23 protein-coding genes are annotated in these 26509 nt (G+C 34.4%); 18 read left to right on the top strand and 5 right to left on the bottom strand.

Annotated features, from left to right (window positions below; genetic code table 11):
- Positions 1 to 106 precede the first annotated feature (106 nt).
- The 8 genes from C8C87_RS11760 to C8C87_RS11725 all read left to right on the top strand — a co-directional run bounded on the left by C8C87_RS11760 (position 107) and on the right by C8C87_RS11725 (position 7090).
- Positions 107 to 595 carry a c-type cytochrome gene (locus C8C87_RS11760; RefSeq protein ID WP_121342731.1) on the top strand — a complete coding sequence of 163 codons (489 nt, stop codon included), beginning with the start codon at positions 107 to 109 and terminating at the stop codon, positions 593 to 595.
- 16 nt (positions 596 to 611) lie between these two features.
- Positions 612 to 2585 (top strand): Sec-dependent nitrous-oxide reductase, encoded by a 1974-nt coding sequence (gene nosZ, locus C8C87_RS11755; protein WP_121342730.1) that lies wholly within the window; start codon positions 612 to 614, stop codon positions 2583 to 2585.
- 64 nt (positions 2586 to 2649) lie between these two features.
- On the top strand, positions 2650 to 3666 hold the full coding sequence (locus C8C87_RS11750) for a nitrous oxide reductase accessory protein NosL (RefSeq protein ID WP_233550031.1): 1017 nt from the start codon (positions 2650 to 2652) through the stop codon (positions 3664 to 3666).
- 48 nt (positions 3667 to 3714) lie between these two features.
- The gene (locus C8C87_RS11745) at positions 3715 to 4944 is read left to right on the top strand and encodes a nitrous oxide reductase family maturation protein NosD (protein ID WP_121342729.1); all 1230 of its coding nucleotides are present in this window, start codon (positions 3715 to 3717) and stop codon (positions 4942 to 4944) included.
- Positions 4941 to 5663 carry an ABC transporter ATP-binding protein gene (locus C8C87_RS11740; protein ID WP_121342728.1) on the top strand — a complete coding sequence of 241 codons (723 nt, stop codon included), beginning with the start codon at positions 4941 to 4943 and terminating at the stop codon, positions 5661 to 5663. Before C8C87_RS11745 ends, C8C87_RS11740 begins: the two co-directional genes overlap by 4 nt.
- Complete coding sequence (locus C8C87_RS11735) at positions 5647 to 6414, top strand: ABC transporter permease subunit (protein WP_121342727.1); 768 nt, start codon at positions 5647 to 5649, stop codon at positions 6412 to 6414. The genes C8C87_RS11740 and C8C87_RS11735 overlap by 17 nt, the downstream gene beginning before the upstream one ends.
- On the top strand, positions 6414 to 6707 hold the full coding sequence (locus C8C87_RS11730; RefSeq protein ID WP_099714515.1) for a hypothetical protein: 294 nt from the start codon (positions 6414 to 6416) through the stop codon (positions 6705 to 6707). The genes C8C87_RS11735 and C8C87_RS11730 overlap by 1 nt, the downstream gene beginning before the upstream one ends.
- A gap of 11 nt (positions 6708 to 6718) precedes the next feature.
- Positions 6719 to 7090, top strand: coding sequence for a group III truncated hemoglobin (locus tag C8C87_RS11725; protein ID WP_121342726.1), 372 nt, complete (start codon positions 6719 to 6721; stop codon positions 7088 to 7090).
- A 69-nt stretch (positions 7091 to 7159) separates the two neighbouring features.
- Here C8C87_RS11725 and C8C87_RS11720 read toward each other — a convergent pair whose 3' ends face one another.
- The 3 genes from C8C87_RS11720 to C8C87_RS11710 all read right to left on the bottom strand — a co-directional run bounded on the left by C8C87_RS11720 (position 7160) and on the right by C8C87_RS11710 (position 9614).
- Complete coding sequence (locus C8C87_RS11720; RefSeq protein WP_121342725.1) at positions 7160 to 7717, bottom strand: fasciclin domain-containing protein; 558 nt, start codon at positions 7715 to 7717, stop codon at positions 7160 to 7162.
- 67 nt (positions 7718 to 7784) lie between these two features.
- Positions 7785 to 9017: a hypothetical protein gene (locus C8C87_RS11715; RefSeq protein WP_147402374.1), complete on the bottom strand. Its 1233-nt coding sequence runs from the start codon at positions 9015 to 9017 to the stop codon at positions 7785 to 7787.
- 3 nt (positions 9018 to 9020) lie between these two features.
- Positions 9021 to 9614: a Crp/Fnr family transcriptional regulator gene (locus tag C8C87_RS11710; RefSeq protein WP_099714519.1), complete on the bottom strand. Its 594-nt coding sequence runs from the start codon at positions 9612 to 9614 to the stop codon at positions 9021 to 9023.
- 266 nt (positions 9615 to 9880) lie between these two features.
- On the opposite strand from C8C87_RS11710, the gene C8C87_RS11705 reads away from it, so the two are divergent.
- The 6 genes from C8C87_RS11705 to C8C87_RS11680 all read left to right on the top strand — a co-directional run bounded on the left by C8C87_RS11705 (position 9881) and on the right by C8C87_RS11680 (position 17032).
- Positions 9881 to 11695 carry a hypothetical protein gene (locus C8C87_RS11705; protein ID WP_121342723.1) on the top strand — a complete coding sequence of 605 codons (1815 nt, stop codon included), beginning with the start codon at positions 9881 to 9883 and terminating at the stop codon, positions 11693 to 11695.
- Positions 11696 to 11823: 128 nt separating this feature from the next.
- Positions 11824 to 12165, top strand: coding sequence for a hypothetical protein (locus tag C8C87_RS11700; protein WP_121343361.1), 342 nt, complete (start codon positions 11824 to 11826; stop codon positions 12163 to 12165).
- 136 nt (positions 12166 to 12301) lie between these two features.
- Complete coding sequence (locus C8C87_RS11695) at positions 12302 to 13084, top strand: MbnP family protein (RefSeq protein WP_121342722.1); 783 nt, start codon at positions 12302 to 12304, stop codon at positions 13082 to 13084.
- Between the two features lie 58 nt (positions 13085 to 13142).
- Positions 13143 to 14183: a cytochrome-c peroxidase gene (locus tag C8C87_RS11690; RefSeq protein ID WP_121342721.1), complete on the top strand. Its 1041-nt coding sequence runs from the start codon at positions 13143 to 13145 to the stop codon at positions 14181 to 14183.
- A gap of 160 nt (positions 14184 to 14343) precedes the next feature.
- A complete protein-coding gene (locus tag C8C87_RS11685; RefSeq protein ID WP_121342720.1) occupies positions 14344 to 15303 on the top strand; it encodes a transporter in 960 nt (319 codons plus the stop codon).
- Between the two features lie 205 nt (positions 15304 to 15508).
- Positions 15509 to 17032, top strand: coding sequence for a DUF4394 domain-containing protein (locus tag C8C87_RS11680; protein WP_121342719.1), 1524 nt, complete (start codon positions 15509 to 15511; stop codon positions 17030 to 17032).
- A gap of 163 nt (positions 17033 to 17195) precedes the next feature.
- Here the strand turns inward: C8C87_RS11680 and lysS are convergent, their stop codons facing one another.
- On the bottom strand, positions 17196 to 18905 hold the full coding sequence (gene lysS, locus C8C87_RS11675; RefSeq protein WP_121342718.1) for a lysine--tRNA ligase: 1710 nt from the start codon (positions 18903 to 18905) through the stop codon (positions 17196 to 17198).
- 205 nt (positions 18906 to 19110) lie between these two features.
- Between lysS and C8C87_RS11670 the strand changes: the two genes are divergently transcribed.
- Together C8C87_RS11670 and lipB are read left to right on the top strand one after the other, a co-directional pair.
- Positions 19111 to 19842, top strand: coding sequence for a hypothetical protein (locus C8C87_RS11670; protein ID WP_233550030.1), 732 nt, complete (start codon positions 19111 to 19113; stop codon positions 19840 to 19842).
- Positions 19843 to 19925: 83 nt separating this feature from the next.
- The gene (gene lipB, locus C8C87_RS11665; protein ID WP_121342717.1) at positions 19926 to 20645 is read left to right on the top strand and encodes a lipoyl(octanoyl) transferase LipB; all 720 of its coding nucleotides are present in this window, start codon (positions 19926 to 19928) and stop codon (positions 20643 to 20645) included.
- 7 nt (positions 20646 to 20652) lie between these two features.
- Here lipB and C8C87_RS11660 read toward each other — a convergent pair whose 3' ends face one another.
- On the bottom strand, positions 20653 to 21312 hold the full coding sequence (locus C8C87_RS11660; protein ID WP_121342716.1) for a ribonuclease HII: 660 nt from the start codon (positions 21310 to 21312) through the stop codon (positions 20653 to 20655).
- A gap of 199 nt (positions 21313 to 21511) precedes the next feature.
- On the opposite strand from C8C87_RS11660, the gene C8C87_RS11655 reads away from it, so the two are divergent.
- Both C8C87_RS11655 and C8C87_RS11650 read left to right on the top strand, forming a co-directional pair.
- Entirely contained in the window at positions 21512 to 24598 is a 3087-nt protein-coding gene (locus C8C87_RS11655) for a TonB-dependent receptor (RefSeq protein ID WP_121342715.1), read from the top strand.
- Positions 24599 to 24614: 16 nt separating this feature from the next.
- Complete coding sequence (locus C8C87_RS11650) at positions 24615 to 26243, top strand: RagB/SusD family nutrient uptake outer membrane protein (protein WP_121343359.1); 1629 nt, start codon at positions 24615 to 24617, stop codon at positions 26241 to 26243.
- Positions 26244 to 26509 lie beyond the last annotated feature (266 nt).

The raw sequence follows: 26509 nt of genomic DNA, 5'->3' as shown, positions 1-26509 counted from the left end.
TTAGAAGTAGAAAAATCATAAAAAATACTTGATTAAGTATGATTCCAGTCATAATTAATGCGCTAATCTAATCGCAAATTTGTTAAACAATTCTAAAAACAATTTTATGGACAAATTAACTTTTTTTGTAGTTGCATTCGTAATGTTAACTTCATGTGGTGATAAAACCAAAACTAATGATGACTTTTCAAAAGATACTGCTGCTCCTTCTGAGGAATCTGCGACCAACCCAACCGATGCGGCTACGTATGATCCAAACAGAGGTATTGGAAAACATACATCAGTTGATTTAGGTGATAAATTGGATGAAGCAATGGCTGCCGAAGGAGAAAAAATCCAATCCGTTAAATGTTCTTCTTGCCATAAATTGACTGATGAAAAATTAGTTGGCCCAGGATGGAAAGGAGTTACTCAAAGACAAAAACCAGAATGGATTATGAATTTCATCACTAATCCAGATCCAATGATTGATAAAGATCCAAAACTTCAAGCGCAACTAGAACTTTGTTTAGTTCGTATGCCAAATCAAGCATTGACTGATGTCGACGCAAGAAACTTACTGGAATTTATGCGTAAAAATGACGGAGTAAAATAATTTAACTCAAAATAATATGAACAATATTTTTATAAAAACCAGTCTTGCGATAGTTTTGGTAAGTGCACTTTTTGGTTCTTGCAGACCAAAAGATACTGCAGATGCCGTAAGTGGAGATGCAGCTCAAAAAGCATATGTTGCTCCAGGAAAATATGACGAATTCTATAATTTCGTTTCAGGAGGTTTTAGTGGTCAAATGAGTGTGTATGGTTTGCCAAGTGCAAGATTATTGAGAGTAGTTCCAATATTTTCCCAAGATCCTCAAACGGGTTACGGATACAGCGAAGAAACGAAACCAATGTTGAATACTTCTCACGGTTATGTGCCTTGGGACGATCAGCACCATTTAGAATTGTCTCAAACCAAAGGTGAGGTAGATGGTCGTTGGATTTTTGCAAATGCCAATAACACACCCAGAATTGCCCGTGTTGATTTGAAAACGTTCAAAACGGTTGAAATAATCGAATTGCCGAATAGTGCAGGAAACCACTCTTCTCCATTTATTACTGAAAACACAGAATATGTGGTAGCTGGAACCCGATTCAGCGTTCCTACGGATAATGCAAACGGTGATGTGCCTATAAATACCTACAAACAAAATTTCAAAGGCTATTTGAGTTTTGTAAAAGTAGGCAAGGAAGGTCAGATGGATATCGCTTTCCAAATTGAAGCGCCGGGAGTAAATTTCGACTTGAGTCATGCCGGTAAAGGCAAATCTCACGGTTGGTTTTTCTTCTCTTGTTACAATACAGAACAAGCCAATACTTTACTGGAAGTGAATGCTTCACAGAATGATAAAGATTATATTATGGCGGTGAATTGGAAAAAAGCCGAAGAGTACATTAAAGCCGGAAAAGGAAAAAAAGTGAAAGCTAAATACGTACACAATACTTGGGACGAAAAAACGCATACAGCAAAATCTGAAATGAGAACTGAAGTATTAGTTTTGGATTCTAAAGTGTTAAAAGACATTTGCTACATGATTCCTTGTCCAAAATCACCTCATGGATGTGATGTAGATCCTACAGGAGAATACATTATAGGCAGCGGAAAATTAGCGGCTTTAATTCCTGTCTTTAGTTTTGACAAAATGAAAAATGCTATTGCAAAAAAACAATTTGATGGCGAATACGAAGGTATTCCGGTTATCAAATACGAAGCAGCTTTGTATGGTGAGGTTAAAAAACCGGGATTAGGACCATTACATACTGAGTTTGATGGAAAAGGAAATGCATATACTACTTTCTTTGTTTCTTCCGAAGTGGTGAAATGGGACATTAAAACATTGAAAGTTTTAGATAGAGCACCTACTTATTATTCTCCTGGACACCTTTCTATTCCTGGTGGCGACAGTAAAAAACCATTTGGAAAATACATGGTCGTTTATAATAAAATTACCAAAGACAGATACTTGCCTACTGGACCTGAACTAGCTCAAAGTGCGCAATTGTTTGATATTAGCGGAGATAAAATGAAACTTATATTAGATTATCCAACTATTGGAGAACCCCATTATGCACAATCTGCTCCGGCTGATTTAATTAGGAATAATGGTCAGTTGAAATTCTATAAAATCGAAGAAAACAAACACCCTTATGTTGCCAAAGGAGAAAAAGAAGCTAAGGTAGTCAGAAAAGGAAACCAAGTTCATGTCTATATGACTTCCATACGTTCTCACTTTGCTTCTGATAATATCGAAGGGGTCAAAGTAGGTGATGAGGTATATTTTCATGTCACTAATTTAGAACAAGATTGGGATGTACCCCATGGATTTGCTATAAAAGGTGCTGATAATGCCGAGTTGTTAATCATGCCGGGTGAAACAGCCACTTTGAAATGGATACCAAAAAAAGTAGGGATATTTCCTTTCTATTGTACTGATTTTTGTAGTGCGCTACACCAGGAAATGTCAGGATATCTAAGAGTTTCTGCTACGGGAAGTAGTGTTCCTTTGACGTTTAGTTTAGGAACAAATATGCCGGCTAAATAAGAATCACTTCAAATTCAAGAGGGAACAAATTATTTAGTTTGTTCCCTTTTTTAATAAAAAAATCATGAAGAATTCAAAAATTTCAACACTTTCAAAAGTGATGCTTTTGTTGGTGATGGTGCTATTAGTGTCATCTGTTTTTGTTCCAATGTGGAGAATTGAATTGTCAGCTCCTCAATACCCTGAAGGATTAGTACTGCAACTACATGCTAATAAAATAGGTGGTGATGTTGAGATTATTAATGGATTAAACCATTACATTGGTATGAAAACCTTGCATAAAGAAGATTTTATAGAGTTTACCGTATTGCCTTATATCATTGGTTTTTTTGCATTGTGTGCTTTAGCAGTTGCGGTAGTTGCCAAGAAAAAAGGACTTTATACTTTATTCATTTCATTTATTCTTTTTGGAATATTAGCAGGAGTCGATTTTTACCGATGGAACTATGAATACGGACATAATCTGGATCCGAATGCAGCAATCAGAGTGCCAGGAATGTCGTATCAGCCGCCATTAATAGGATACAAACAACTCCTGAATTTTGGAGCGTATTCTATTCCGGATAGTGGAGGATGGATGCTGATCGCATCGGGATTTTTATTGTTTTTGCTGGTTATCAAAGAAGCTAATCTGTTGCAGAGATTCAAAAAATCGAATTCAACAGCAGCTTTGTTGATTTTTTTATCTTTTTCTTTTTTTTCTTGTTCCAAAACGGAAGTGGTTCCCATTAAATTGAACGTTGATACCTGTGATTTCTGTAAAATGACAATAGCCGATGGAAAATATGCGGCCGAAGTAATTACTGAAAAAGGAAGAGTCTACAAGTTTGACGATTTCATGTGTATGGTACATTATGGAAAAGAAAATTCCAACACAAAAATGACAACTTATTATGTGAATGATTATACCCAAGACAATGTTTTAATTACTGCTGAAACTGCTTTTTTCCTTTCCGGAGGAACTATTCAAAGCCCTATGAGAGGCGGAATTATTGCTTTTTCTTCTGAAAATGACGCAAAAGAATTTGAAATAAAATTAGAAGCAAAACCAGTTACTTGGGAAGCAGTAATCGCAAAATAAACCAGTCTTTTTTTGTATTTAAATTCAGACGGTTTAATTTTAAAAATAATGAAAAAACTCCTCTACATATTTCTGTTTTTTTCTTCATTCCTTCATGCTCGTGTGATTGAAGTAGGCGCTAATAAACCTATAAAATCAATAAAAAAAGCAATTATCTCGGCTAAAGTTGGTGACACTATTTTAGTTCATAAAGGAGTTTATAAAGAAGGCAATATTGTTATTGATAAAAGAATTGTTTTTCTGGGTAAAGGATATCCAGTTTTAGATGGGCAAAAAAAGTATGAAGTACTTTCCATTAAGGCGGATAGTGTGGTTGTGCAAGGTTTTAAAGTGATAAAATCAGGGTATGCTTCACTCGAAGATCCCTGCGCGATTAAAGTCTATAATAAAAGCCATGTTGTTATTCAGAACAATATTTTGGACGATAATTTCTTTGGAATTTATATCCAAAATGGGAAAAACTGCCTGATAAAAAACAACACCATTGTGGCGTATGGCAAAGAAGAACAGCAAATAGGCAACGGAATTCATTGTTGGAAAAGTGAAAATCTCCAAATTATCGCTAATACTATTTCCGGTCATCGTGATGGGATTTATTTTGAATTTGTGACCAATTCCGTTATCTGGAGAAATATTTCAACTAACAATATTCGGTATGGTTTGCATTTTATGTTCTCTAATGACGACGCGTATATTACCAACATTTTCAAGAATAACGGTGCCGGCGTTGCGGTAATGTTTACCAAAAATGTCAAGATGTTCAATAACTATTTCGAAGAAAATTGGGGAGATGGCGCTTATGGATTATTCCTTAAAGAAATCACAGACAGCCACATCATTGGAAATAAATTTTCTAAAAACACTTCTGGAATTCACATGGAAGGAACCAATCGAATTCGAATTGAAAAGAATGTTTTTGAAGCCAACGGTTGGGCCATGAAAATCCAAGCCAGTTGCGTAGATAATGAAATAGTAAATAATAATTTTATTGGAAATACTTTTGATATGGGAACTAACGGAAGTTTAGTTTTAAATACGTTCAATACCAATTATTGGGATAAATACGAAGGATATGATTTAGACAAAAATGGTGTCGGCGATGTACCGTATCATCCGTTGAGTTTATTTGCAGTTTTAGTTGAAAATAATCCCTCGGCGATGTTGCTGTTTCGGAGTTTTATGATCACACTTTTGGATAAATCCGAAAAAGTGTTGCCCAGTATAACGCCGGATAATTTCATTGACAATTCGCCATTAATGCATTCATTACCATTATGATTGAAATAAAAAATATATATAAAAAATTTGGAAAATTAGAGGTTTTAAATGATATCAATCTTTCTTTTAAAAAAGGAGAATGCATTGCTTTAATTGGTCCAAATGGCTGTGGAAAAACCACTTTGATAAAAAGTATTTTGGGAATGGTGATTCCTTCAAAAGGCGATATTTTATTCAATGAAAAATCAATTTTAAAGGAATTTAAATATCGCGAACAAATAGGCTACATGCCGCAAATAGGGCGTTATCCGGATTATATGACAGTTGGGCAAATCATTGAAATGATAAAGAAAATTCGGAATTCGAATCAGGTTTTAGATGAGGATTTAGTCCATGCATTTGAACTCGAAAAAATAGTTGATAAACAAATGCGGACACTTTCTGGTGGAACAACGCAAAAAGTAAGTGCTACGCTGGCTTTTTTGTTTAATCCTGAGGTGTTGATTTTAGATGAACCTACAGCGGGATTAGATCCATTGGCTTCCGAAATATTGAAAGAGAAAATTATAAAAGAAAAAGAAAAGGGAAAACTCATTTTGATTACTTCTCATCTTTTGAGCGAATTAGATGATTTGATTACGCAAATTATTTACATGCAAGACGGAACAGTACATTTTCATCAAACTATCGCAGATTTATTGGAATCAACAAACGAACAAAAAATATCCAAAGCAATTGCTAAAATCTTAAAAAACAAAAGTAATGAACAGAATCATTAAAATCATTTTTCTAGACATTCTGAAGAACAAGATTATACTGGCGTACACCCTTATTTTAGCCATTCTTTCCTGGAGTTCATTTGGGCTGGAAGATAATTCTGCCAAAGGATTGCTTACCATTTTGAATATAATTTTATTCACGGTTCCGCTGGTTTCCATTCTTTTTGCCACGATTTATTTGTACAATAGTACGGAGTTTATTGAGCTTTTATTAAGCCAACCCATTAAACGCAATAAAATTTGGTTGAGTCTCTTTCTCGGACTTTCATTAGCGATGGTTTTAGCCTTTTTTATTGGTGCCGGAATTCCGCTTTTAATCAATGCGCCGGATAGCGTAGGCATTATGATGCTCGTTATAGGTTGTCTGATTACGTTGGTCTTCGTGGCTTTAGCATTTTTAAGTTCGATACTGACGAGAGACAAGGCAAAAGGAATAGGGATTGCCATCATGGGCTGGTTATATTTTGCACTGCTTTTTGATGGAATAATTTTGTATTTATTGTTTCAATTTTCAGACTATCCAATAGAGAAAGCAATGATAGGCGTTACGGCACTTAGCCCAATAGATTTAGCCCGAATTCAAATCCTATTGCATCTGGATGTTTCTGCGATGATGGGATATACCGGAGCTATTTTTAAAGATTTTTTCGGGACTTCATTGGGGCTGTTACTTTCTTTTTCGTTATTGTGTTTGTGGATTATTATTCCATTTTTCATTTCATTAATTAAATTTAAAAACAAAGATTTATAATGTTTAAAGATATACTTCAAAAACTAGAAAATGCCGCTAATCCAGTGGCGCAAGTGGTTCAAAATACTTCTTGCAGTAAAGTAATGGTGATTGCTTTCAAAAAAGGAATGATTCTCAAGGAGCATAAAACGGATGTTCCTGCCAAATTATTGGTGATAAAAGGAAACGTGATTTATAAAGAGGAGAACCAACAAAACGAACTCTTTCTTTATGACGAACAAGAAATTCCAGTAGCAGTTTTGCATTCCGTAGAAGCATTGGAAGACAGCTTGTGTTTATTGTTTAAAGGCTAAAAAATCTAGAAATGAAAACAGATATAAAAAACAGAAACGACATTGAGAAACTGATAAACACTTTCTACGGTAAAATAAAAACAGATACTAAAATTGGTTATTTTTTTACGGATGTAGCCAAAGTGAATTGGGAAGAGCACTTGCCTAAAATGTATGATTTTTGGGAAAATGTTATGTTTTCTAATGGGAATTACACGGGAAATCCGATGACTAAACACAAAGAGTTACATCAAAAAAGCGAAATGAAAGAAGCTCATTTTCAGCATTGGAACGCTTTGTTCAATGAAACTGTTGATGAGTTATTCACAGGAGAAAAAGCTGGAGAAATCAAACAAAGAGCCATGAATATTTCGGCAGTATTAATGTACAAAACCATAGGATGAAAAGCATAAAAAAAGCGTAAACTACTTTAGTTTACGCTTTTTTCAATCTGGCAAAATGAATTAATAATATTATTTTTTTGGAAGTAAAACATCATTGATTACGTGTATAATTCCGTTTGATGTTGGTATTGATGCCACTATTTCGGAACCATTTACAAACACTTTGTCACCTACTTTAGTGATTTTTATTTTTCCTGCATTCACTTGTTCATATTCCTGCCCGTCTTGCATGTATTCAGTCTTTAGATTTCCTACGTAAGTATGGTATTCTAATATATTTTTCAAATCATCTTTTTTTCCGGGTTCTAATAATCCTTCAACGGTTCCTTTTGGAAGTTTATCAAAAGCAGCGTTTGTTGGTGCAAAAACGGTAAACGGCCCGGCATTGCTCAATACATCCACTAATTCTGCTGCTTTTACGGCTGTTACAAGTGTGGAGTGATCTTTGCTTCCGGAAGCTACCTGAACAATGTTTGGATTAGAAGTTTCATCAATCACCGCTGACTGTCCACCACCTTGCGTTGCTGTATTTTCTGTTGTTGATTCAGATGCAGCTTCACTATTTTGTTTGCAGCCAAAAATGGTAAATACACAAACAGCTACTACTAATTGAATTGATTTTTTCATAATTAAGTTTACTTTGGTTTTATATAGCAAAGTACTTAATTATCAAATGTTTATTATATGCGTTCAATCATAAAGGAGGGTTATTTTTAACTTTTTTGATGGAAAAATAGGTAGTAACCCCGATTCCTAAAAGCAAGATTAATGCAACTATAAAAAGAATTTCATTTACGTACGGAATTATGGTATAACTGAACGATGCAACACCTTGAACGGCTAAAACTAACTCATTTAATAAAACGCCAATGGAAAATAGAACCAGGCCAATTTTTATCTTTTTAGTAATGAAAATCAAATGACTGGCATAGATGTAAAACAACAAGAACAACGTGATTACCGCCAATAAAACCAAGTGTAAATAGGCGATTACAATTGGCCTGAAGCCAAAGGCAAGCTGGCTTAACGATGAGATTGTTGAACCTAATTGCAGAATGAATTTTATGCTTAATGCCAAACAGGAAAAGAGCAAAATATAGCGCAACAATGAAGCAAAATTTTTCAGATACTCTTTTTGTTTTTGTATTAAAATTAAAAGAAGTTTAAACCAGGCAAAAACCTGAATTATTGCAGCAAAAACTGTGATGGCATAAAGCCAAATCGGTAAATCGAGCCAAAGTGTGGATAAAAAATATGCAGGAATACAAGAAACAGCAAACAGCTTAAAGGAAGTTTCGTAAAAAGGATGTTCTGATTTTTTTAGATTTAAAAAGCCAAAAAATAAACCAATACAAGCAAAGAAAAACCAACCGTTATATTGAAAATGGAGAAAATAATAAATAGATGCTAAATATAAATCCTGTATGACATTTTTACTGGCCATCATGTAAGCCAAGTAAAAAGTGCCGAAAGAGGAAATAATATTAAAAACTACGGCGGCTTTAAACCAGTTTATTGAAGCAAAATCGGTATCTAGTTTTTTTAAATCTTTGATGTAATAATAGCCAAAAAGATAGGATACCAGAATCGATGCCGTTGAGAAAAATATGGAAATCATTCCGTATCCCTGAATAATAAAAAAAATCAGCATTCCATAGGAACAAATTAGATTGGCTATGATTATTTTTTGATATTTATTTGCTTGAAAATCAGTGGTTTTTTTCTGAAGATAATATGTCATCAATGTCATCAAAGTATGACTGATCCATCCTGAAAATGCAAAATGAGAATGGGAATGTAAGATGTTTTTTTGATTGAAATAAGGGAATTCAAAACCAATTTTATAACGCATTAAAACGCCAAGTGAGGCAACGATACAAAGATTTAACAAGGAGAATTTAAGCCAAAACTGTATGTTTAATTTCATTTTTTAATAAAATATTTTGTGATTGATGATGTCAACTTTGTTGCAATCATTCATTTTTGAAAAAACGCGAATCACCGTTTCGACTCTTAAACCGGTAAAATTTGCAATTTCCTGACGCGTATAGGGAATCAATACTTTACTGCCATTACATTCTGATTTTCTTTTGTGTGTATTCAAAAAGGCTAGAATTCTAAACTCCGGTTTCTGGTTGATGATCTCTTTTGAAGTATTGGATTTTGAATGAATTTTATTGGCAAGTAAAACCAAAAATGCTTTCTGTATTACGGGATATTCGTCAAGAATTTTCAAAAATTTATCCTTTGATAATTTTATGATAGTGCTGTCCTGAATGCAAATCGCTTTAGATGGATACGGCTGATCAATAAACAAAGGAGGTTCTCCAAAACTTTCTCCTATACAAAAAAGTCCTTGTGTGAACTCTTTTCCTTCGTCATTTGAGTTAAACATTCTCACGCTGCCATCAATGATTTGATAATAAAAATGAGCTATTTCATCTTCCTGAAAAATAACTTCATTTTTTTTGTATTTTTTGGCAACAGCTCCCCATGAAAACAATAAATCGATGTCTATTTGCATAATTAAATTGGAATTAATAATAGTTTATTAGCAATAAAAAAAGGCAAAAATTTGCAACGAATACAAATATAATTTTTATAAAATCAATAGTAATATGATTGAAATCATAAAATATCATCAGAAAAAAGTATTTGTTTAGTGAAAATTCACATAAAAAAATAATGGCTAAAGTATTTCATTAAAGTAGCATAGCATATGATATTTATCAGTTTTTATAGTTTTTTGTTTCTCGACTTTTGTGGTTTATTTATTAAATCATTTTTAGCATGACAAAAAATAATCCGCTTCATACTTTTCATATCCCGGTTATGGGACTTGCTTATACGATTGATAGTCCTATACGAGTGGCGAAGTATGGAATTTCATCTGTGATTTCAATTATGGATGATGAACTTATCGAAAAAATGAATGCTTTTTACAGTAAGAAATTCGATTTGCCGTATCAGGAAATTACCCAAAAAATACATGATTATCGTGCAGAACGCATTACTTCTTATTTGAATTTGGTAGACAAAATCGTAAAAGAAAAATTTGAAAATTTCAAAACGGAACTATCCGAAAGCAAATCAGCTTTGGAAAATTACATCGCCATGCTGCCCAACAAATCAGAGATTAAATCAGGTTTGCAAAACTTGATGGAAGACGGTTTTGCTTTCAAAGAAAACATCAAAAATTATCTGGAGAAAAATCTTTATCCGGGCGATATTGATGTCAATATTATGACCAAATTGGATAAGGATAATTTCATCAAAGACGAACAATTACCAATTATTTTTAATGATGCACATGCCGCGCTGCGTGGGTTTGTCAATAGTACATTAGAATCTTCGGTAGTTTTATCGGCGGGGATGAATCCAAGATTATACAGCTATTTCGAAAGTTTTTCAGCTTTCTTTCCAGATTCGAATAATGCATTGAAAAAGAAAATCACGCTGAAAGTAAGCGACTTTCGTTCGGCGATGATTCAAGGGAATTTTCTGGCTAAAAAAGGACTTTGGGTTTCTGAATATCGAATCGAATCCGGACTGAATTGCGGCGGACATGCTTTTGCAACCGAAGGCTATTTGTTAGGACCGATTCTGGAAGAATTCAAACAGAAAAAAGAGCAATTGATTCAATCCGCACACGAGTTGATGGTGAAAGCATTGGGGCAAAAAGAAATGCATGTTCCAGAACAGCCTTTATATTTAAAAATCACGGTTCAAGGCGGCGTAGGAACTGCTGAAGAACACGATTTTCTATTGGACCATTATAATGTGGATTCTGTGGGTTGGGGTTCGCCTTTTTTATTGGTTCCTGAAGCAACATCGGTAGATAAACACACCAGAGATTTATTGGCTGGAGCCAAAGAAGATGATTTGTATTTAAGTCATATTTCGCCATTGGGAATTCCTTTCAATACGTTACGAGGAACGACGAATGAAAAATTGAAATTGAAACGAATTGAGGAAAGCAAAGCGGGAAGTTCATGTCCAAAACGATTTTTGGCGCTAAGCAAAGAATACGATGCGAAAGGAATTTGTACATCTTCCAAAAAATTTCAAGATTTGAAACTGGAAGAATTGCTTCTTGAAAAAGATATTTTACCAGCAGAAGTTTTCGAAAAAAAGAAAAACAGTATTACGGAGAAAGCCTGTCTTTGTGTAGGTTTAGCCAATGCTTCGTATCTTGAAAATGACATTAAAATTAAAGGTCAGGCGCAAGGAGTAATCATTTGTCCCGGACCTAATATGGCATATTTTGATCAAGAAGTTTCACTGTCTAAAATGGTGCAGCATATTTATGGAAACGCATCGGTATTGTCGGTCACTAATCGACCAAATCTATTTGTCAAAGAGTTAAAAATGTATTTAGATTATCTGAAGAATGAAATTGTATCCGTTTCTGAAGAAATAACTTTGGGACAAATTAAAAAATGGAATTCATTTAAAAATAATTTGCTGCAAGGAATTGAATATTATGAAGATTTATTCTCAGCAACTCCTTTTTTCGAAAGTTCTAAAAAAGAGATATTTAATCAATTTAATTCCTATAAATTAGAATTATTTGAGATTGAAATCCCCGAATTGAAATTGGCATAAAGCCTCCAAATATTTGTTTTTAAATAGAATGATTTTTACAGGATTATTCTATTTAAAAATATTTTTTTTGCTCAATGATGTTGTAAATTTGCACCGTGAAAAAAATCATATTCATAATTGTATTAATCATGCTAGTAAAGCCCATTCTGCCGGTTTTAGAGTATGTCGTGAATTATGAATACATTTCAAAAGTGCTTTGTATCAATAAGGATAAACCTAAAATGCAATGTAACGGAAAATGTCATTTGATGAAAGAATTGGCCAAAGCTTCTGATGCTGAAAAACCACTTTCTTCGGATAAAAAAGGAACTACTCCAATACTTGATGTACTTATTTTTGAGGAAATTAAATCTTTTGTAATTGTACCCGTTTGTTTTGCCACCAAAGAAAAAATAAACCCATACTATTCTAATTTATACTTTCACTTGAATAGTACTTCTGTTTTTCACCCACCCACTTTCATTTCTTAAATTTTTATGCACGTAGTGTGCTTTTATTAATCCGTTTTTATACAACGGATGAGATTCTGTTTGCTTTTTTTGGAAAAAAATGGTCCAAAAATGGCATGCAAATGAATACCTATATTTAAAATAAAAAACCTAAGAAATGAAATTTCAATTAAAAAATATACTAGCTGTAATGGCTATCGCAGTTACCTTATTCTCTTGTTCAAATGATGATAATAATGAAACGATTACTGGTAATGGAAATCTTAAATTAGAATTCGATAACGTATACAAATCAGCAAATTTTGCTTTCAATACAAACTATACAAATTCTAATGCTGAGGTTATAACAGTTTCTAAAGTGAAATACATTGTGAGTAATATTGTCTTGACAAAAGCAGATGGAACGACATTTACCTACCCAAAAAGCCACAGTTATTTTATTGTAGATGAAGCAACGCCAGCAACTTTGACGTTGAATCTTTCCAATATTCCTGCCGGAAATTATACTAAAGTAAAATACGGAATTGGAGTTGATAAAACGCAATGGGAAGCTGGAGCAACCGGTCAAGGAGATTTTTTGGCAACAGCTCAAACCGCAGAAATGATGTGGTCTTGGAGTGCGGGTTATAAGTTTGTTGCTTTCGAAGGTTCTTTTACAGCTCCTACGGTAACAACAGCCAAAGAATTTAAAGTACATACCGGACAGACGGGAACGGATTATAACTACATTGAAGTTACTTTAGATTTTCCTGAAAATGCTTTGGTGAGAACTACAATTACGCCTCAAGTTCATATTATGGCTGATTTATCTCAGCTTATTGATGGAACCAATAAAATCAATTTTTCAGAATCTGCAACCGTGATGGGTGGTGCTAAATTAGCGTTAGTCACCGCTAATATTTCCTCTATGTTTACAATAGACCACGTTCACAACGACTAATTTTCAATCTAGTAGCGGTTGGGTATCAAAGTCTGACCGCTTTTAAAAAATATAAAAAATGAAAGCAAAATATATCATATTGCTCATTTTTCCGTTGCTGTGGTCTTGTTCTACTGATGAAGGCAATGACTATCAGGATATTCCTTTGGATTTTCAAGTTCCTCCAAATTTCCCGCCTTTGGCATATGATTTAGCGAATAATCCACCTACTGAAAAAGGGTTTGAACTCGGAAAAAAGCTTTTCTATGACGGTCGATTAGCTTCAGATGGAATAGTTTCCTGTGGGTTTTGTCACATTCAGGAAGATGCATTTACGCACCACGGCCACACTTTGAGCCACGGGGTTGATGACGCTATTGGAACGCGAAACACGCCACCAATCCAGAATTTGGCCTATCAAACCACTTTTATGTACGATGGAGCAACCACACATTTAGATTTGCAACCCATTATTCCGTTTACAAGTCCTATCGAAATGAATGGCGATTTTGCCAAAGCCATCACGATGATGAAAAGTGATTCAGAGTACCAAAAGCTATTCAAAGTGGCTTTTTCTGATGGACAAATCAATTCAGAAAACATGCTCAAAGCCTTGGGGCAATTCATGGTGATGATCACTTCCTCTAATTCCCGTTTTGATAAGTATCGCCGTAATGAATCCGGAGGAACGCTCACTCAAGACGAGCAGGACGGTTATGCAATTTTCAACCAGAAATGTTCCAGTTGTCACGCCACGGATTTATTTACGGACAATTCTTTTAGAAACAACGGTTTGCCAATAGATCCCGCGTACAATGATGTTGGTCGTTTCCGTGTTACTGAGTTGCCTCAGGACAAGTATAAATTCAAAGTGCCAAGTCTTCGAAATATAGAAAAAACAGCGCCTTATATGCACGACGGTCGCTTATTTTCATTAGAAGCCGTTTTGGAACATTACAATTCTGGGGTAGTCAATTCAGCTACTTTAGACCCAATTTTAAATAAAAATGGGTCGCTTGGAATCCCTTTAACAGCAACCGAAAAATCAAAAATAATTGCTTTTCTAAAAACACTGACAGACACGCAATACCTAACGGATAAACGCTTTTCCGAATATTAATTTTAGAAGCTATTTCCTGCTGTACACTACAAGTCCTCGCTACAAAAGCCGTTTTTCTAAGTCTTGAAAAAAGCTTCCCTTGGTCGCTTTTTCAGGACAAGAAAAACAAGCTTTTTCCGCTCCGGGCTTTCCGTTTCCATCAGGGCTAAAAACAACAAACATGAAAAAATACACACTACTATTGCTACTGCTTTTTCAATTGGCAAACGCCACAGAAAAAGACAGTTTAAACGCCATAAATCCATTTACAAAATACCATTCCTTTCTTGAAGAAGAGGATTTTTGTGATGCCTGCGGCTGCTCAGCCAGCGGAGGAAGCATGGGATTTGCCTCGATGTTAAATACTAATTTCGTCGGAATTCGGTATTTCAATCAACAATACAAATCCATGGATGGTTTGTACAGCAATTCGCCTTGGTACAAAGAAAACTTCAACACTATTCAGGTTTGGGGCCGAATTCCGGTTAGTGAAAAAGTACAAGTTTCGGCATTAATACCGTATCATTCTCATGAAAGAGAAACGGCAACAGGCAATAAAAACATCAATGGAATTGGTGACATCACCGTTTTGGCGATGTATCGCTTGTATCAAACCCATAAAGACAGCACTTTTTTGGTACATACGTTGCAATTGGGAGGTGGAATAAAAGCGCCAACCGGAAAGTTTAATGAAGCGAATTCCGGAAGTATAAATCCAAGCTTTCAGGTAGGAACAGGAAGTTGGGATTATCTTTTGGCAACTGAATATGTCGTAAAAAGAAAGCAGTTTGGTTTGAACTCCATGCTGAATTATGTGATAAAAACAGAAAATCAAAAGAGTTACCGTTTTGGAAATCAACTGAATTATGCAGGAACTTTTTTCTATTTATACGAGAAAAATAGCTTTTCTATTGTTCCACAACTTGGTTTTGCAGGGGAAGTCTATGAAAGCAATTACCAGCACAATCAAAAATTAAGAAATACAAACGGTGATATCTTTTTTGGGAAAGTTGGTTTCGAAGTAGGGAAGGAAAGACTTTCTTTTGGGGCCAATGCAATGTTACCTATCAATCAAAACCTTACCGGCGGCAATGTTGAAGCAAATTATCGATGGAGTGTCAACTTTAATTATAGTTTGTAAAATAAAAAAAGAGTTTGATGAAATTTTTAATTATCACTATTATGTTCTCAAAATGATCTGAATCTTTTTATACGCTACAATTTGAAGGAGCTTTTTGTTCTTATAATCCGTTTCAATTTAGATAGTTATTTGAAATTTTTTTCAAAATTTTAAAACCATAATGAAGCACGCTTCGTATGTAATAACATAACTAAATAAATAAACGATGAAAAACAAACAACTTAATTTAGGATTTGCTACCATTTTTGGACTAGCACTGTTATCTTTTACCGCAATTTCATGCAATGATGATGACAATGATATGATGACGCCTGCTGTTATAGCACCGGATGTAAATTTTACGGCATTGGCCAGTAATAATACCATTCTTACATTCAATGCGAGAAATTTAGGAACTCCAACTTCAACTACTCCAATTGTTGGTTTGGCTGCATCAGAGACTATTGTAAGTATTGATTATAGACCTGCAACTGGACAATTGTATGCATTAGGTTCCTCTAGCCGTCTTTACTTTATCAATGAAAAAAGCGGAGTGGCAACGGCACTAGGCGCAGCATCTTTCTCGCCTGTACTTGCGGGAGGTAATGCCTCATTAGATTTTAATCCTACAGTAGATAGAATTCGTTTGGTAACAGATTCAGGTCAAAATTTAAGATTGCATCCAGAATTAGGAACCGTTGTGGTAACTGATGGTATTATTAATGGTGGTGTAAATGCTAAAATTGGTGCTGTAGCATATACCAATAGTATGGCGGGAGCTACCGCAACTATGTTGTATGATATTGATTTTGAACAAGATAAATTATACATGCAAACGCCGCCTAACGACGGAACGCTTCAACTTGTTGGTGACTTAGGAGTTAACTTTCAAGGTGTAGGAGATATGGATATTTTAGCGGATAATTCTACTGCTCTTGCTGTAACAAACAATGCTAATGTATCCACATTATATACAATTGATTTAACTACAGGAAAAGCCGTTGATGTTGGTAAATTCACTGCTCCGGTAATAAGTTTAGCATTTAAGACTAATCCAATCGCTTATGCAACAACTACTGGAAATATGTTGGTTCGTTTTAATCCTACAAGCGGGAATAATAATTCTGTAGCATTAACTGGTTTAGCTGCAAGCGAAAGTATTGTAGGTTTAGATTTTAGACCGGCAAATGGAGCATTGTATGCAATCTCAAATCAAAGCAGATTGTTTTCTGTGAATACTGCAAGTGGAGCATTAACAGTAGTTGGTTCAACATTAGTGCCTGGATTATCAGGTACAGCTTTTGGTTTTGATTTTAATCCAACGGTGGACAGAATAAGATTAGTAAGTAATGCAGGTCAAAACCTACGTTTACACCCAGATTTAGGAACAGTAGTAGCAGTTGATGGCAATTTAAATCCTGGAACACCATTTATAACGGGTGCTGCATATACAAATAATATTGCTGGAGCAACTACAACAGCTTTGTTTGTAATTGACTCACAAACGGATATGTTATTTCGTCAAGATCCACCTAATAACGGTACATTAGTTGCTATTGGAAATTTAGGGGTAAATGTTGATGCTGATAGCGGATTTGATATTGGTGGAAATAGTGCTACGGCTTTTGCTTTATTGAAAGTAAACAGTGTTACTTCTGTATACAGTATTAACATGGCAACAGGTGCTGCAACTAAGGTTTCTGATATAAATATTCAAGCTACAGCAATGGCTGTTGGTTTAGGATTTTAATCTTAAGATTTTATTTGAATTAGTAAGCCGGCTCTTTGAATAGAGCCGGCTTTTTTATGTGATTACATCGTATTCAGGTATCGTCTGTAATTTTTTAGTTTATTCTATAAAAAAAGGAACTCCATAACGAAGCTCCTTTTTTTAAATATATACTTGAATAAACTTATTCTTTCAATCGACACGCTTTACTATCGCCATTCACGACAACTTCTGTCAATCCTAAAGAAGATAAATTTTTCATGGCTTTGTCCCATTTTTTACCGCTCAATTCTGATTTGATTTTCAAAAGACCAAACTCCATTTGGTTTTCATTGACTTTCAAAAGATCAATAATTAATTTTTCGTCTTCTTCTAATTCAATTTGAACTTGTTTTTTCTCTGGTCGCATTTGCGGGAACAACAACACTTCTTGAATAGAAGCATTATTTGTCAAATACATAATCAATCGATCCATTCCAATTCCCATTCCAGATGTTGGAGGCATTCCGTATTCTAACGCTCTTAAGAAATCCTCATCGATAATTCCAGTGGCTTCATCATCTCCTTTTTCAGACAATCTCATTTGGTCTTCAAAACGTTCTCTTTGGTCAATCGGGTCGTTTAATTCAGAATAAGCGTTCGCAACTTCTTTACCACAAACCATTAATTCAAAACGTTCTGTCAATTCCGGATTGTCACGGTGTTGCTTACACAATGGTGACATTTCCTTTGGATAATCCGTGATGTAAGTAGGCTGAATATAATTTCCTTCGCATTTAGCGCCAAAGATTTCGTCAATCAGTTTTCCTTTACCCATGGTTGTATCCACGTCAATTCCCATGCCTCTGGCAGCATCAAATAACTCAGTTTCACTTTTTCCTGAAATATCAAATCCAGTAAAATGTTTTATAGAATCAGTCATCGTAACTCGTGCATAAGGCGCTTTGAAATTGATAGTGTGTTCTCCAAAAGTCACTTCTGAAGTTCCATTAACGGCAATCGCGCAATGCTCCAAAAGGTCTTCGGCAAATTTCATCATCCAGTTGTAGTCTTTGTAGGCTACATATATTTCCATAGCAGTAAATTCCGGGTTGTGTGTTCGGTCCATCCCTTCATTACGAAAGTTTTTCGAAAACTCATACACTCCTTCAAAACCACCAACAATCAATCTTTTTAAGTACAACTCATTCGCAATACGCATGTACAATGGCATGTCAAGCGAGTTGTGGTGCGTGATAAAAGGACGCGCAGCTGCTCCACCAGGAATTGGTTGCAAAACAGGCGTTTCTACCTCTAAATATCCTTTGTCATTAAAGAAAGAACGCATTGCATTGAACAATTTTGTTCTTTTGATAAACGTTTCTTTCACATGATCGTTCACGGTCAAATCTACGTAACGACGACGGTATCTTTGTTCCGGATCAGCAAAAGCATCGTGTGTTTTTCCGTCCGCATCCGTTTTTACTACCGGAAGTGGTTTTAAGGCTTTAGATAAAACCGTCAATCCATAAACATGAATCGAGATTTCTCCCACTTGCGTTTTGAAAACCGTTCCACGAACCCCAATAAAATCGCCAATGTCCAATAGTTTTTTGAAAACCACATTGTACATTGTTTTTTCTTCATCAATCGAAATATCATCTCTCGAAACATACACTTGAATACGCCCTTCAGCATCTTTCAATTCCGCAAATGAGGCCTTTCCCATGATACGTTTACCCATCAAACGACCTGCTAAAACAACCTCTTTTCCTTCGTACTTTTCGAAATCAGCTAGGATTTCGCTAGAATATGCGGTAGTGGTAAATTCGGCTGCAGGATAAGGTTCGATACCTAAATTGCGTAATTCTGTAAGTGCTTCTCTACGTAGAGTTTCTTGTTCGGATAATGCCATTATATTCTGATTTTAAGAGCGCAAAGATACTGTATAAGTAGCAAAGTAGCAAAGTGCTAACCGTTTTTTGGAGCTATTTCCAGCTTTCCGTTACAATCTTTTTATTTTTAAAGAAAAAATAAAAAGGATTTTAGCTTTAATCTGGGCTAGGAATTGTAGTTATTATTTTACATTTGGTAAAAATAACGATTCAAAATCATAAAAATTGAAAAATAAAATTTACGCCCTACTACTTTTAATATTCTTTTTAACAAGTTGCCAAGTCACGGAAACCATTCATTTAAACCAAGACGGAACCGGCAGAATCGAAATAAATGAATTGCGCGATGAACATAGTTATATGCAATTAGCAGGTGAAAACTACTCCAAAGAAGAAGTTTTTAGAGATACAACTTATGTTTTTCAGGATTTTATTACGAAACATTCCGAGACGTTTTCCAGATTGCCAGCATCCGAAAAAGCCATTTTTCAAAAATTTGCTTCTGTAAAAGTACATATCAAGAAAAGCTCATTCGAGAAAGAATTTCGCACAACAATTAGTCAGAATTTCAACAAAATTGACGAGGTTGCGGATTTATACAAAACCGAAGAATATGCAGATGATATAGAAAATAATTATGCACTGGTTGCCGAAGAACATTATTATAGTGTGAACTATGATTTTGACGGAAGTGTTTTCAAGAGAATAGTGAAAATTACAGATGAAATTGAGCTAAAAAAGCAGCAGGATAAGATTGAAGGATATAAAACGCAAGTTTCTAAATTCAAAATCACACAGCCTTATGTTCTAAAATATCATTTTCCAAGGAAAATAAAGTCCGTGTCAAATCCAAATGCAAAAATTAGTGAAGATAAGAAATCACTGGAATTGCAATTTCTAATTGCAGATTGTTTAGTGAATCCAGAGAAGACTAATCTGGAAGTTGTTTTAGAGTAATTCATTGCAAGCTTTTCTTGTCTGTAACTTCTCTTAAAAAACTTTGTACCTTTGCCGCTCTTAACCTTTGCATCTTTCAAGAAATGAACAAAACCATCCAACTTCAAGATTTAGGAACTAAAGATTACAAAGAAACTTGGGAATACCAAGAGGAATTGTTTAAAGGAATCGTAGACTTGAAAATTCGAAATCGCAGAGAAGAACTCGACTTAGAAACTCCAAATTACTTTCTTTTCGTAGAACATCCTCACGTGTATACATTAGGCAAAAGCGGTGATTTAAGTAATTTGCTTTTATCTGAAAAACAATTGGAAGCCAAAGGAGCGACTTTCTACAAAATCAATCGTGGTGGCGATATTACCTATCACGGACCGGGGCAAATTGTAGGATATCCAATTATAGACTTAGAAAATTTCTTTACTGATATTCATAAATACTTGCGTTTTCTGGAAGAGGCCATTATTCTTACTCTTCAGGAATATGGAATTGCTTGCGGCAGAAGCGAAGGTGAAACCGGAGTTTGGTTAGGTGCAGGAACTCCATTTGCAAGAAAAATTTGTGCTATGGGTGTTCGCGCTTCCCGTTGGGTAACCATGCACGGATTTGCTTTAAACGTAAATGCCGATTTAGGTTATTTCGATAATATCATTCCGTGTGGTATTCGCGGTAAAGCGGTAACTTCATTAAATGTAGAACTTGGCGTAGAAAAAGTTAATGAAGAAGATGTCAAAGAAAAAATCCTGAAACATTTCTCCATTCTTTTTGAAGCGACTTTTGAGAAATCTGCAATCAAAAATCATTAATCTACAATCAAAAATCAAAAGTATACTGTTCCGGCAATAAGCGAAATGTCATTCGGTGGTATTTTGTAACTCCGTAGATTCGAATTGCTTCTCGGTGTTCTTTGGTAGGGTAACCTTTGTTTTGTTTCCAATTGTACATTGGGAATTCCTCATGAATCCGATTCATATATTCATCACGATATGTTTTTGCTAGTACAGAAGCGGCTGCAATACTCATGTATTTTGAATCTCCTTTTATAATACTCGCATTCGGAATCGAATTTAGGATTTCAATCTCAGCATCGGTAAAAATCTTTCCTCCGCGATTTTTAATTCCTCCTTTAGGTATTAATGGACTATTTCCGTCTACAATAATAGATTCAGGTTTTGGGTCTAATTTTAGAATGCTTTCCTGCATTGCTTTTATAGATGCATTCAGAATGTTTATTTCATCGATTATTAAAGGTTCCAGATGAGTTACCGCAAATGAAATGCATTCTTGCTCTATAATAGGTCTTAATTTTTCTCTCGCTTTTTCAGACAGTTGTTTGCTGTCGTTTAGTGTACTGTTTTGAAAATCAGAGGGTAAAATTACTGCTGCAGCAGTAACTGGCCCTGCAAGGCAACCACGACCTGCTTCGTCAGTTCCAGTTTCTAAATTTTGTGTTAAAAAAAAGGGGCTTAACATTGTATTAATTTTGACAAAAATATTGATTTATATGTAATTATTCGTAAAAAAATATGTATACAGATGAAATTTTAATATTATATGCTCTTTTAGGTTTGATATTTTAACAAAAATAAAATGTGTTAATTCTTGTAAATACTTGCTACTTTAAGAAATTATTATGATTTTTGTGAAATAACTAATTCAAAACAAATTTAATATGAGATCAAAATTCAAATGGATTTTTTCGTTGCTATTGGCATTGTCAATGCAATTTGCGTTTGCACAAGAAAAGACTGTTACTGGTGTGGTTACAGATGCTACTGGGCCTATTCCTGGAGCTAACGTTGTTGTTAGAGGTACAAATAGAAGTGCACAAACTGATTTTGATGGAAAGTATTCCATTAAGGCTAGTGCAGGTGAAGTTTTAGTATTTTCTTTTGTAGGTATGAAAGAGACTACAGCAAGTGTTGGAGCTTCTTCTACACTTAGTGTTAAAATGGAGCAACAAGATAATACATTAGAGGAAGTCGTAGTTGTAGGTTATGGAACTCAAAAGAAAAAAAATCTTACAGGTTCGATTTCACAAATTAAAGGTGAGTCTATAGCAAGTTTAGCGACTCCTAGTTTCGAATCTCAATTAGCTGGTAGAGCTGCGGGTGTTCAAGTTACATCTAATTCAGGTGTTTTAGGACAAGCTCCTAGAATTAGAATTAGAGGAATTGGTTCAATTTCTTCTGGAAGCTATCCTTTAGTTGTGGTTGATGGTGTGCCAATTTTCACAGGAGATGTGGGAGGATATGCTAATACTAACGCTTTAGGAGATATAAATCCAGCGGATATTGAATCGACAGAAATTTTAAAAGATGGTTCTGCAACCGCTATTTATGGTTCTAGAGCTTCTAATGGTGTAATTTTAATTACAACTAAAAAAGGAAAAGGTGGTAAATTTAGAGTAAACTACAATACTTATACTGGAGTTGCTTCGCCAATCGATTTATTAGATTTGTTGGGTACTAAAGATTTTATTACAATTCAGAATGAAAAAAGATCAAACAGAGCAGCTTCACCATGGGCAGCTGGAACGACTTTTAATACTGACTGGCAAAAAGCGGTACTTCGTTCTAACGCTTTTCAAACAGATCATAATTTATCATTATCAGGCTCAACTGACAAGACAAATTATTATTTCTCTGTTGGATACAATGAGCAAGAAGGTATTGCAAAAGCAAATAACCAAACTAGATATAACGTAAGAGCTAACGTAGATCAAAAAGTTAAAAGCTGGTTGAACATTGGTGTGAATATGGCTTTGTCCAGAACGCAAAATAATGGTTTAAACACTGGAGCTAACTCATTGTCAGGTTTGATGTTTAATGCAATGCGTCAATTACCAAATACTGCTATTTATGATGCTGCTAATCCAACGGGTTACAATATTGCAGGTGCAAGTGTAGGTCAAGGAGAAAACTTGTCAGTAATTGGAAATAATTTACCAAACATTGTTTATGTTTTGGATAATAATATTTACAGATCAAAAATTGATAGATCTTTAGTTAGTCTTTTTGCTGATTTTAAAATTTTACCTAGTTTGAATTTTAAAACTCAAGGAAGTGTAGATGCTATTGGAACGGAAGGTTTTCAGTATTTAAATCCAATTAATGGAGATGGTGCTGGAGTAGCAGGATTAGTTAGAAATAACTTTACAAACTTGACACGTTGGAATGTTCAAAATATTTTGTCATACAACAAGACTTTTGGTGATGCTCATACTATAGGAGCTACTGCAATCTATGAAGCACAAAAACAAAAAGTAAATTCTTTCTTTGGTGGAGGTAATGGTTTATCTGATACTTTCTTTAATCAAGGTCTGATCTCTGGTTCATATGCTACTCAAGTTTCTGGTGGAGGAATATCTGAAAATGGAATTATTTCTTATGCAGGTAGATTAACTTATAATTATAAAGAGAAATATTTCCTTCAAGGATCTATTCGTAAAGATGGTCTTTCATCATTGCCTTCTGCTAACAAATGGGGAACTTTCCCAGGAGTTTCTGCAGGTTGGAGTGTGAACAAAGAGTCTTTCATGACACCTTTAGAAAATGTTATTTCTGAATTCAAATTAAGAGCTTCTTATGCTGAAGTTGGAAATACTGATATTGGAAACTACCCTTATTTAGGTTTGTACAACAATTCAAAATATGCTGAATATAACGGAATTTCATATTCTCAAGCAGGTAATAACCAATTAAAATGGGAAACTTCAGAGAAGATTGATTATGGTGTAGATTTAGCTTTTTTAAATAATCGTTTAAAATTTACCTATGATTATTTTATCAATAATCAAGATGGATTGATTTTAGCAGTGCCTCAGCCATTGTCATTAGGAGTTCCTGGAAATTCAATATCACAAAATATTGGTTCTTTGAAAAATTCTGGTCATGAAATATCAGTTGAAGCTTCACCTTTTAAAAGTGAAAATTTTGAATGGACTTTAACGGCTAATTTATCTTTAGTTAAAAGTAAAGTGAATACCTTAGTTAATGGTCAGGATATTAATTATGTTGATGCAGATAATTTTAATACTGGAAACAACATATTAAGAGAAGGTGAGTCTCCTTACGCTTTGTATGGTTTTAAATATTGGGGAGTAAATCCAGCTAATGGTAACCCAGTTTATTATAAAGCTGATGGTTCGTTAGTTCAAGGAAATATCGATACTCAAGCATATAGAGTTTTTGATCCAAACAATCCTTCTGATATTTCTGTTGCTTCTTCTTTGAGTACATCTGATAAAAGTATTTTAGGAAGTGTACTTCCTACTTATTTTGGTGCATTCAATTCTAACATGAGATATAAAGATTTTGATTTAGGTTTTATGTTCCGTTTCAGTGGAGGTAATAAAATTCACAATTCAACTAGACGTGATGCGTTAACAATGAATTTCAATAACAATAGTACTGAAATATTAGGAAGATGGCAAAGTGCTGCTAATCCTGGTGATGGATGGACTCCAAGATTGAGAGATGATAGAGAAACTTTTATCAATTTAAATCAAGCATCTACTCGTTTTGTTGAAGATGGTGACTATATCAAATTGGATAACGTAACTTTAGGTTATAATTTACCAAAACCAGTTTTAGAAAAAATTGGAGTTGATAAATTTAGATTTTTTGTACAAGGTCAAAACTTATTAATTATTACAGACTATAAAGGTTTAGATCCAGAAATGGAAATTACAGGTATTGATTTAAATGGTACTCCAAGATCTCGAGTATTCACTATTGGTCTTAATGTAGGTTTCTAATTTAAAAATGAAAAAAATGAAAAATAAAAATAAATTTTTATCCTTATGGAGTGCTAAAATAGCAGTTCCGTTAATGGTGGTTTCACTCTTGTTTGCCTCTTGCAGTGAAGAAAATACGATTGAATTAGACCCTTTCAATAGTATCTCAGAAAATGTTGCTTTTGAAACTCCAGCTTTAATTGATCTTTCGGTAACAGGTATGTATAATGGTGCTCAATTGGGTAACTTTAATGGTGCAGGAGCTAGAGGGTATGTATTTGGAGCAGCTTACATTCAGCAAGGTGATAATAGAGGTGAAGATGTAGTTAATTTAGCGGCATTCTACCAATTGACTTACACTGGTACGTATGATCCAACTACAGCTAATAACGTATATTATTGGGCTGATGCTTATCGTTTAATTAATAGAACAAATATTGTAATTGAAGGTGTTGAAAAAGCTGCTGCAAGTGGAATTATCACTCAAGACGTTGCTAATGACTATATTGGGCAAGCAAAATTTTTCAGAGCGATTGCGCACAATGAATTGCTAATTTTTTATGCAAAACCTTTTCAAGATAATAATGGTGCTAATTTAGGAGTTCCTTACAGAGAGATTCCTTATAATACTCCTGCTAATATTGAACTTGGTTTAGCTCAAGGTAGAAATACTGTTGCTGAATGTTATACAAAAATCCTTAAAGATTTGAATGACGCAGAAACGTTACTTTTTTCAAAAAGCGCAAGAGTTGGTGCTGCTAAAATTGAAAGAATTACTAAAGAAGCTGCCATAGCCTATAAAACGAGAGTCCATTTGCATATGCGTAATTGGAATGGTGTAATAACAGAAGGTTTAAAGTTAAATGGTTTGTATTCTATGACAGCAAATCCAGATACTCCTTTTGCTAGTAACAGTTCAAATACGGAGTCTATCTTCTCTATTGCAAATGGTGCTACAAATAATCCAGGTGCGAATGGTGCATTAGCAAATATGTATCATCCACCAATTCCAGCAGCCTCTAATGGTCGTGGATTGGTAGCTATAAGCCCAATTATTTGGAGAGATCCAAGTTGGTTGTCTGATGATAAAAGAAGAACTGAAGGTACTATGATTATTACAGGTATTGGAAGTTATTATCCAAATTCTAAATTCACCAAAAAATACAAAGATGGTGTGAATAAAACAGATGCGGCTCCAGTGATTAGATATGCTGAAGTAGCATTGAATATGGCAGAAGCTTACGCTAGAAATAATGATGTAGCTAATGGTTTAGCAAGATTAAACTCTGTTAGAAATAGATCTTTAGCTGATCCAACAACTCAGGCGTTTACTGCGACTAGTTTTTCTTCGAACATCACATTATTAGGTGCTATATTGAAAGAAAGAAGAATTGAGTTTCTTATGGAAGGACGTCGTTGGGCTGATATTCACAGATTGCAAAACGATGCTAATTTCCCAATAGCTGGTGTTCCTGCAAAAGCTGCTAATGGAGGTTTTTCTAGTGCTTCAACAGCTTTGGCTGCATATGCATTAGGGACTCCGTACGCAGGCGCTTTAGGTGTGAATGCAATTCCTTACGATAACTTCAAGTTTTTGTGGCCTATACCGCAATTGGAATTGGATTCTAATCCAACTCTAAGAGAACAACAAAATCCTGGTTACTAAATAAGTTAATAGTTCATTATAAATAAGGTGAAATAATTATATCAGTTATTAATCTTACTATAAAAGAGCTATAAGTTATTATTATATAAACAGCTATGAGAATTTATTCTTATAGCTGTTTTTTTTATTTTAATTTTTTTCCAGTTAAAAAAGGAAAAGAAAATAGTTAATCCTTCATTCTATAATTTAAATCTTATAAAGGCGATTTTTTTAAAACTTTTAATTAAATGTTTTCTAAATAAGAAGTTTGTTGAATTAATCATATC

It is taken from the genome of Flavobacterium sp. 120, assembly GCF_003633605.1.
GTDB lineage: Bacteria > Bacteroidota > Bacteroidia > Flavobacteriales > Flavobacteriaceae > Flavobacterium > Flavobacterium algoritolerans.
The sequence above is the reverse complement of the archived record's forward strand: the minus strand, read 5'-3'. Positions and strand labels throughout refer to the sequence as shown.

Excerpts from the sequence above, each read along its gene's own strand:
- nosZ (WP_121342730.1), top strand. The coding sequence starts at position 612 with ATGAACAATATTTTTATAAAAACCAGTCTTGCGATAGTTTTGGTAAGT.
- C8C87_RS11695 (WP_121342722.1), top strand. The coding sequence starts at position 12,302 with ATGAAATTTCAATTAAAAAATATACTAGCTGTAATGGCTATCGCAGTT.
- C8C87_RS11680 (WP_121342719.1), top strand. The coding sequence starts at position 15,509 with ATGAAAAACAAACAACTTAATTTAGGATTTGCTACCATTTTTGGACTA.
- C8C87_RS11725 (WP_121342726.1), top strand. The coding sequence starts at position 6,719 with ATGAAAACAGATATAAAAAACAGAAACGACATTGAGAAACTGATAAAC.
- C8C87_RS11720 (WP_121342725.1), bottom strand. The coding sequence starts at position 7,717 with ATGAAAAAATCAATTCAATTAGTAGTAGCTGTTTGTGTATTTACCATT.
- C8C87_RS11730 (WP_099714515.1), top strand. The coding sequence starts at position 6,414 with ATGTTTAAAGATATACTTCAAAAACTAGAAAATGCCGCTAATCCAGTG.
- C8C87_RS11740 (WP_121342728.1), top strand. The coding sequence starts at position 4,941 with ATGATTGAAATAAAAAATATATATAAAAAATTTGGAAAATTAGAGGTT.
- C8C87_RS11710 (WP_099714519.1), bottom strand. The coding sequence starts at position 9,614 with ATGCAAATAGACATCGATTTATTGTTTTCATGGGGAGCTGTTGCCAAA.
- C8C87_RS11650 (WP_121343359.1), top strand. The coding sequence starts at position 24,615 with ATGAAAAATAAAAATAAATTTTTATCCTTATGGAGTGCTAAAATAGCA.
- C8C87_RS11655 (WP_121342715.1), top strand. The coding sequence starts at position 21,512 with ATGAGATCAAAATTCAAATGGATTTTTTCGTTGCTATTGGCATTGTCA.
- C8C87_RS11660 (WP_121342716.1), bottom strand. The coding sequence starts at position 21,312 with ATGTTAAGCCCCTTTTTTTTAACACAAAATTTAGAAACTGGAACTGAC.
- C8C87_RS11690 (WP_121342721.1), top strand. The coding sequence starts at position 13,143 with ATGAAAGCAAAATATATCATATTGCTCATTTTTCCGTTGCTGTGGTCT.
- C8C87_RS11700 (WP_121343361.1), top strand. The coding sequence starts at position 11,824 with ATGCTAGTAAAGCCCATTCTGCCGGTTTTAGAGTATGTCGTGAATTAT.
- C8C87_RS11750 (WP_233550031.1), top strand. The coding sequence starts at position 2,650 with ATGAAGAATTCAAAAATTTCAACACTTTCAAAAGTGATGCTTTTGTTG.
- C8C87_RS11715 (WP_147402374.1), bottom strand. The coding sequence starts at position 9,017 with ATGAAATTAAACATACAGTTTTGGCTTAAATTCTCCTTGTTAAATCTT.
- C8C87_RS11745 (WP_121342729.1), top strand. The coding sequence starts at position 3,715 with ATGAAAAAACTCCTCTACATATTTCTGTTTTTTTCTTCATTCCTTCAT.
- C8C87_RS11735 (WP_121342727.1), top strand. The coding sequence starts at position 5,647 with ATGAACAGAATCATTAAAATCATTTTTCTAGACATTCTGAAGAACAAG.
- C8C87_RS11760 (WP_121342731.1), top strand. The coding sequence starts at position 107 with ATGGACAAATTAACTTTTTTTGTAGTTGCATTCGTAATGTTAACTTCA.
- C8C87_RS11685 (WP_121342720.1), top strand. The coding sequence starts at position 14,344 with ATGAAAAAATACACACTACTATTGCTACTGCTTTTTCAATTGGCAAAC.
- lipB (WP_121342717.1), top strand. The coding sequence starts at position 19,926 with ATGAACAAAACCATCCAACTTCAAGATTTAGGAACTAAAGATTACAAA.
- C8C87_RS11705 (WP_121342723.1), top strand. The coding sequence starts at position 9,881 with ATGACAAAAAATAATCCGCTTCATACTTTTCATATCCCGGTTATGGGA.
- lysS (WP_121342718.1), bottom strand. The coding sequence starts at position 18,905 with ATGGCATTATCCGAACAAGAAACTCTACGTAGAGAAGCACTTACAGAA.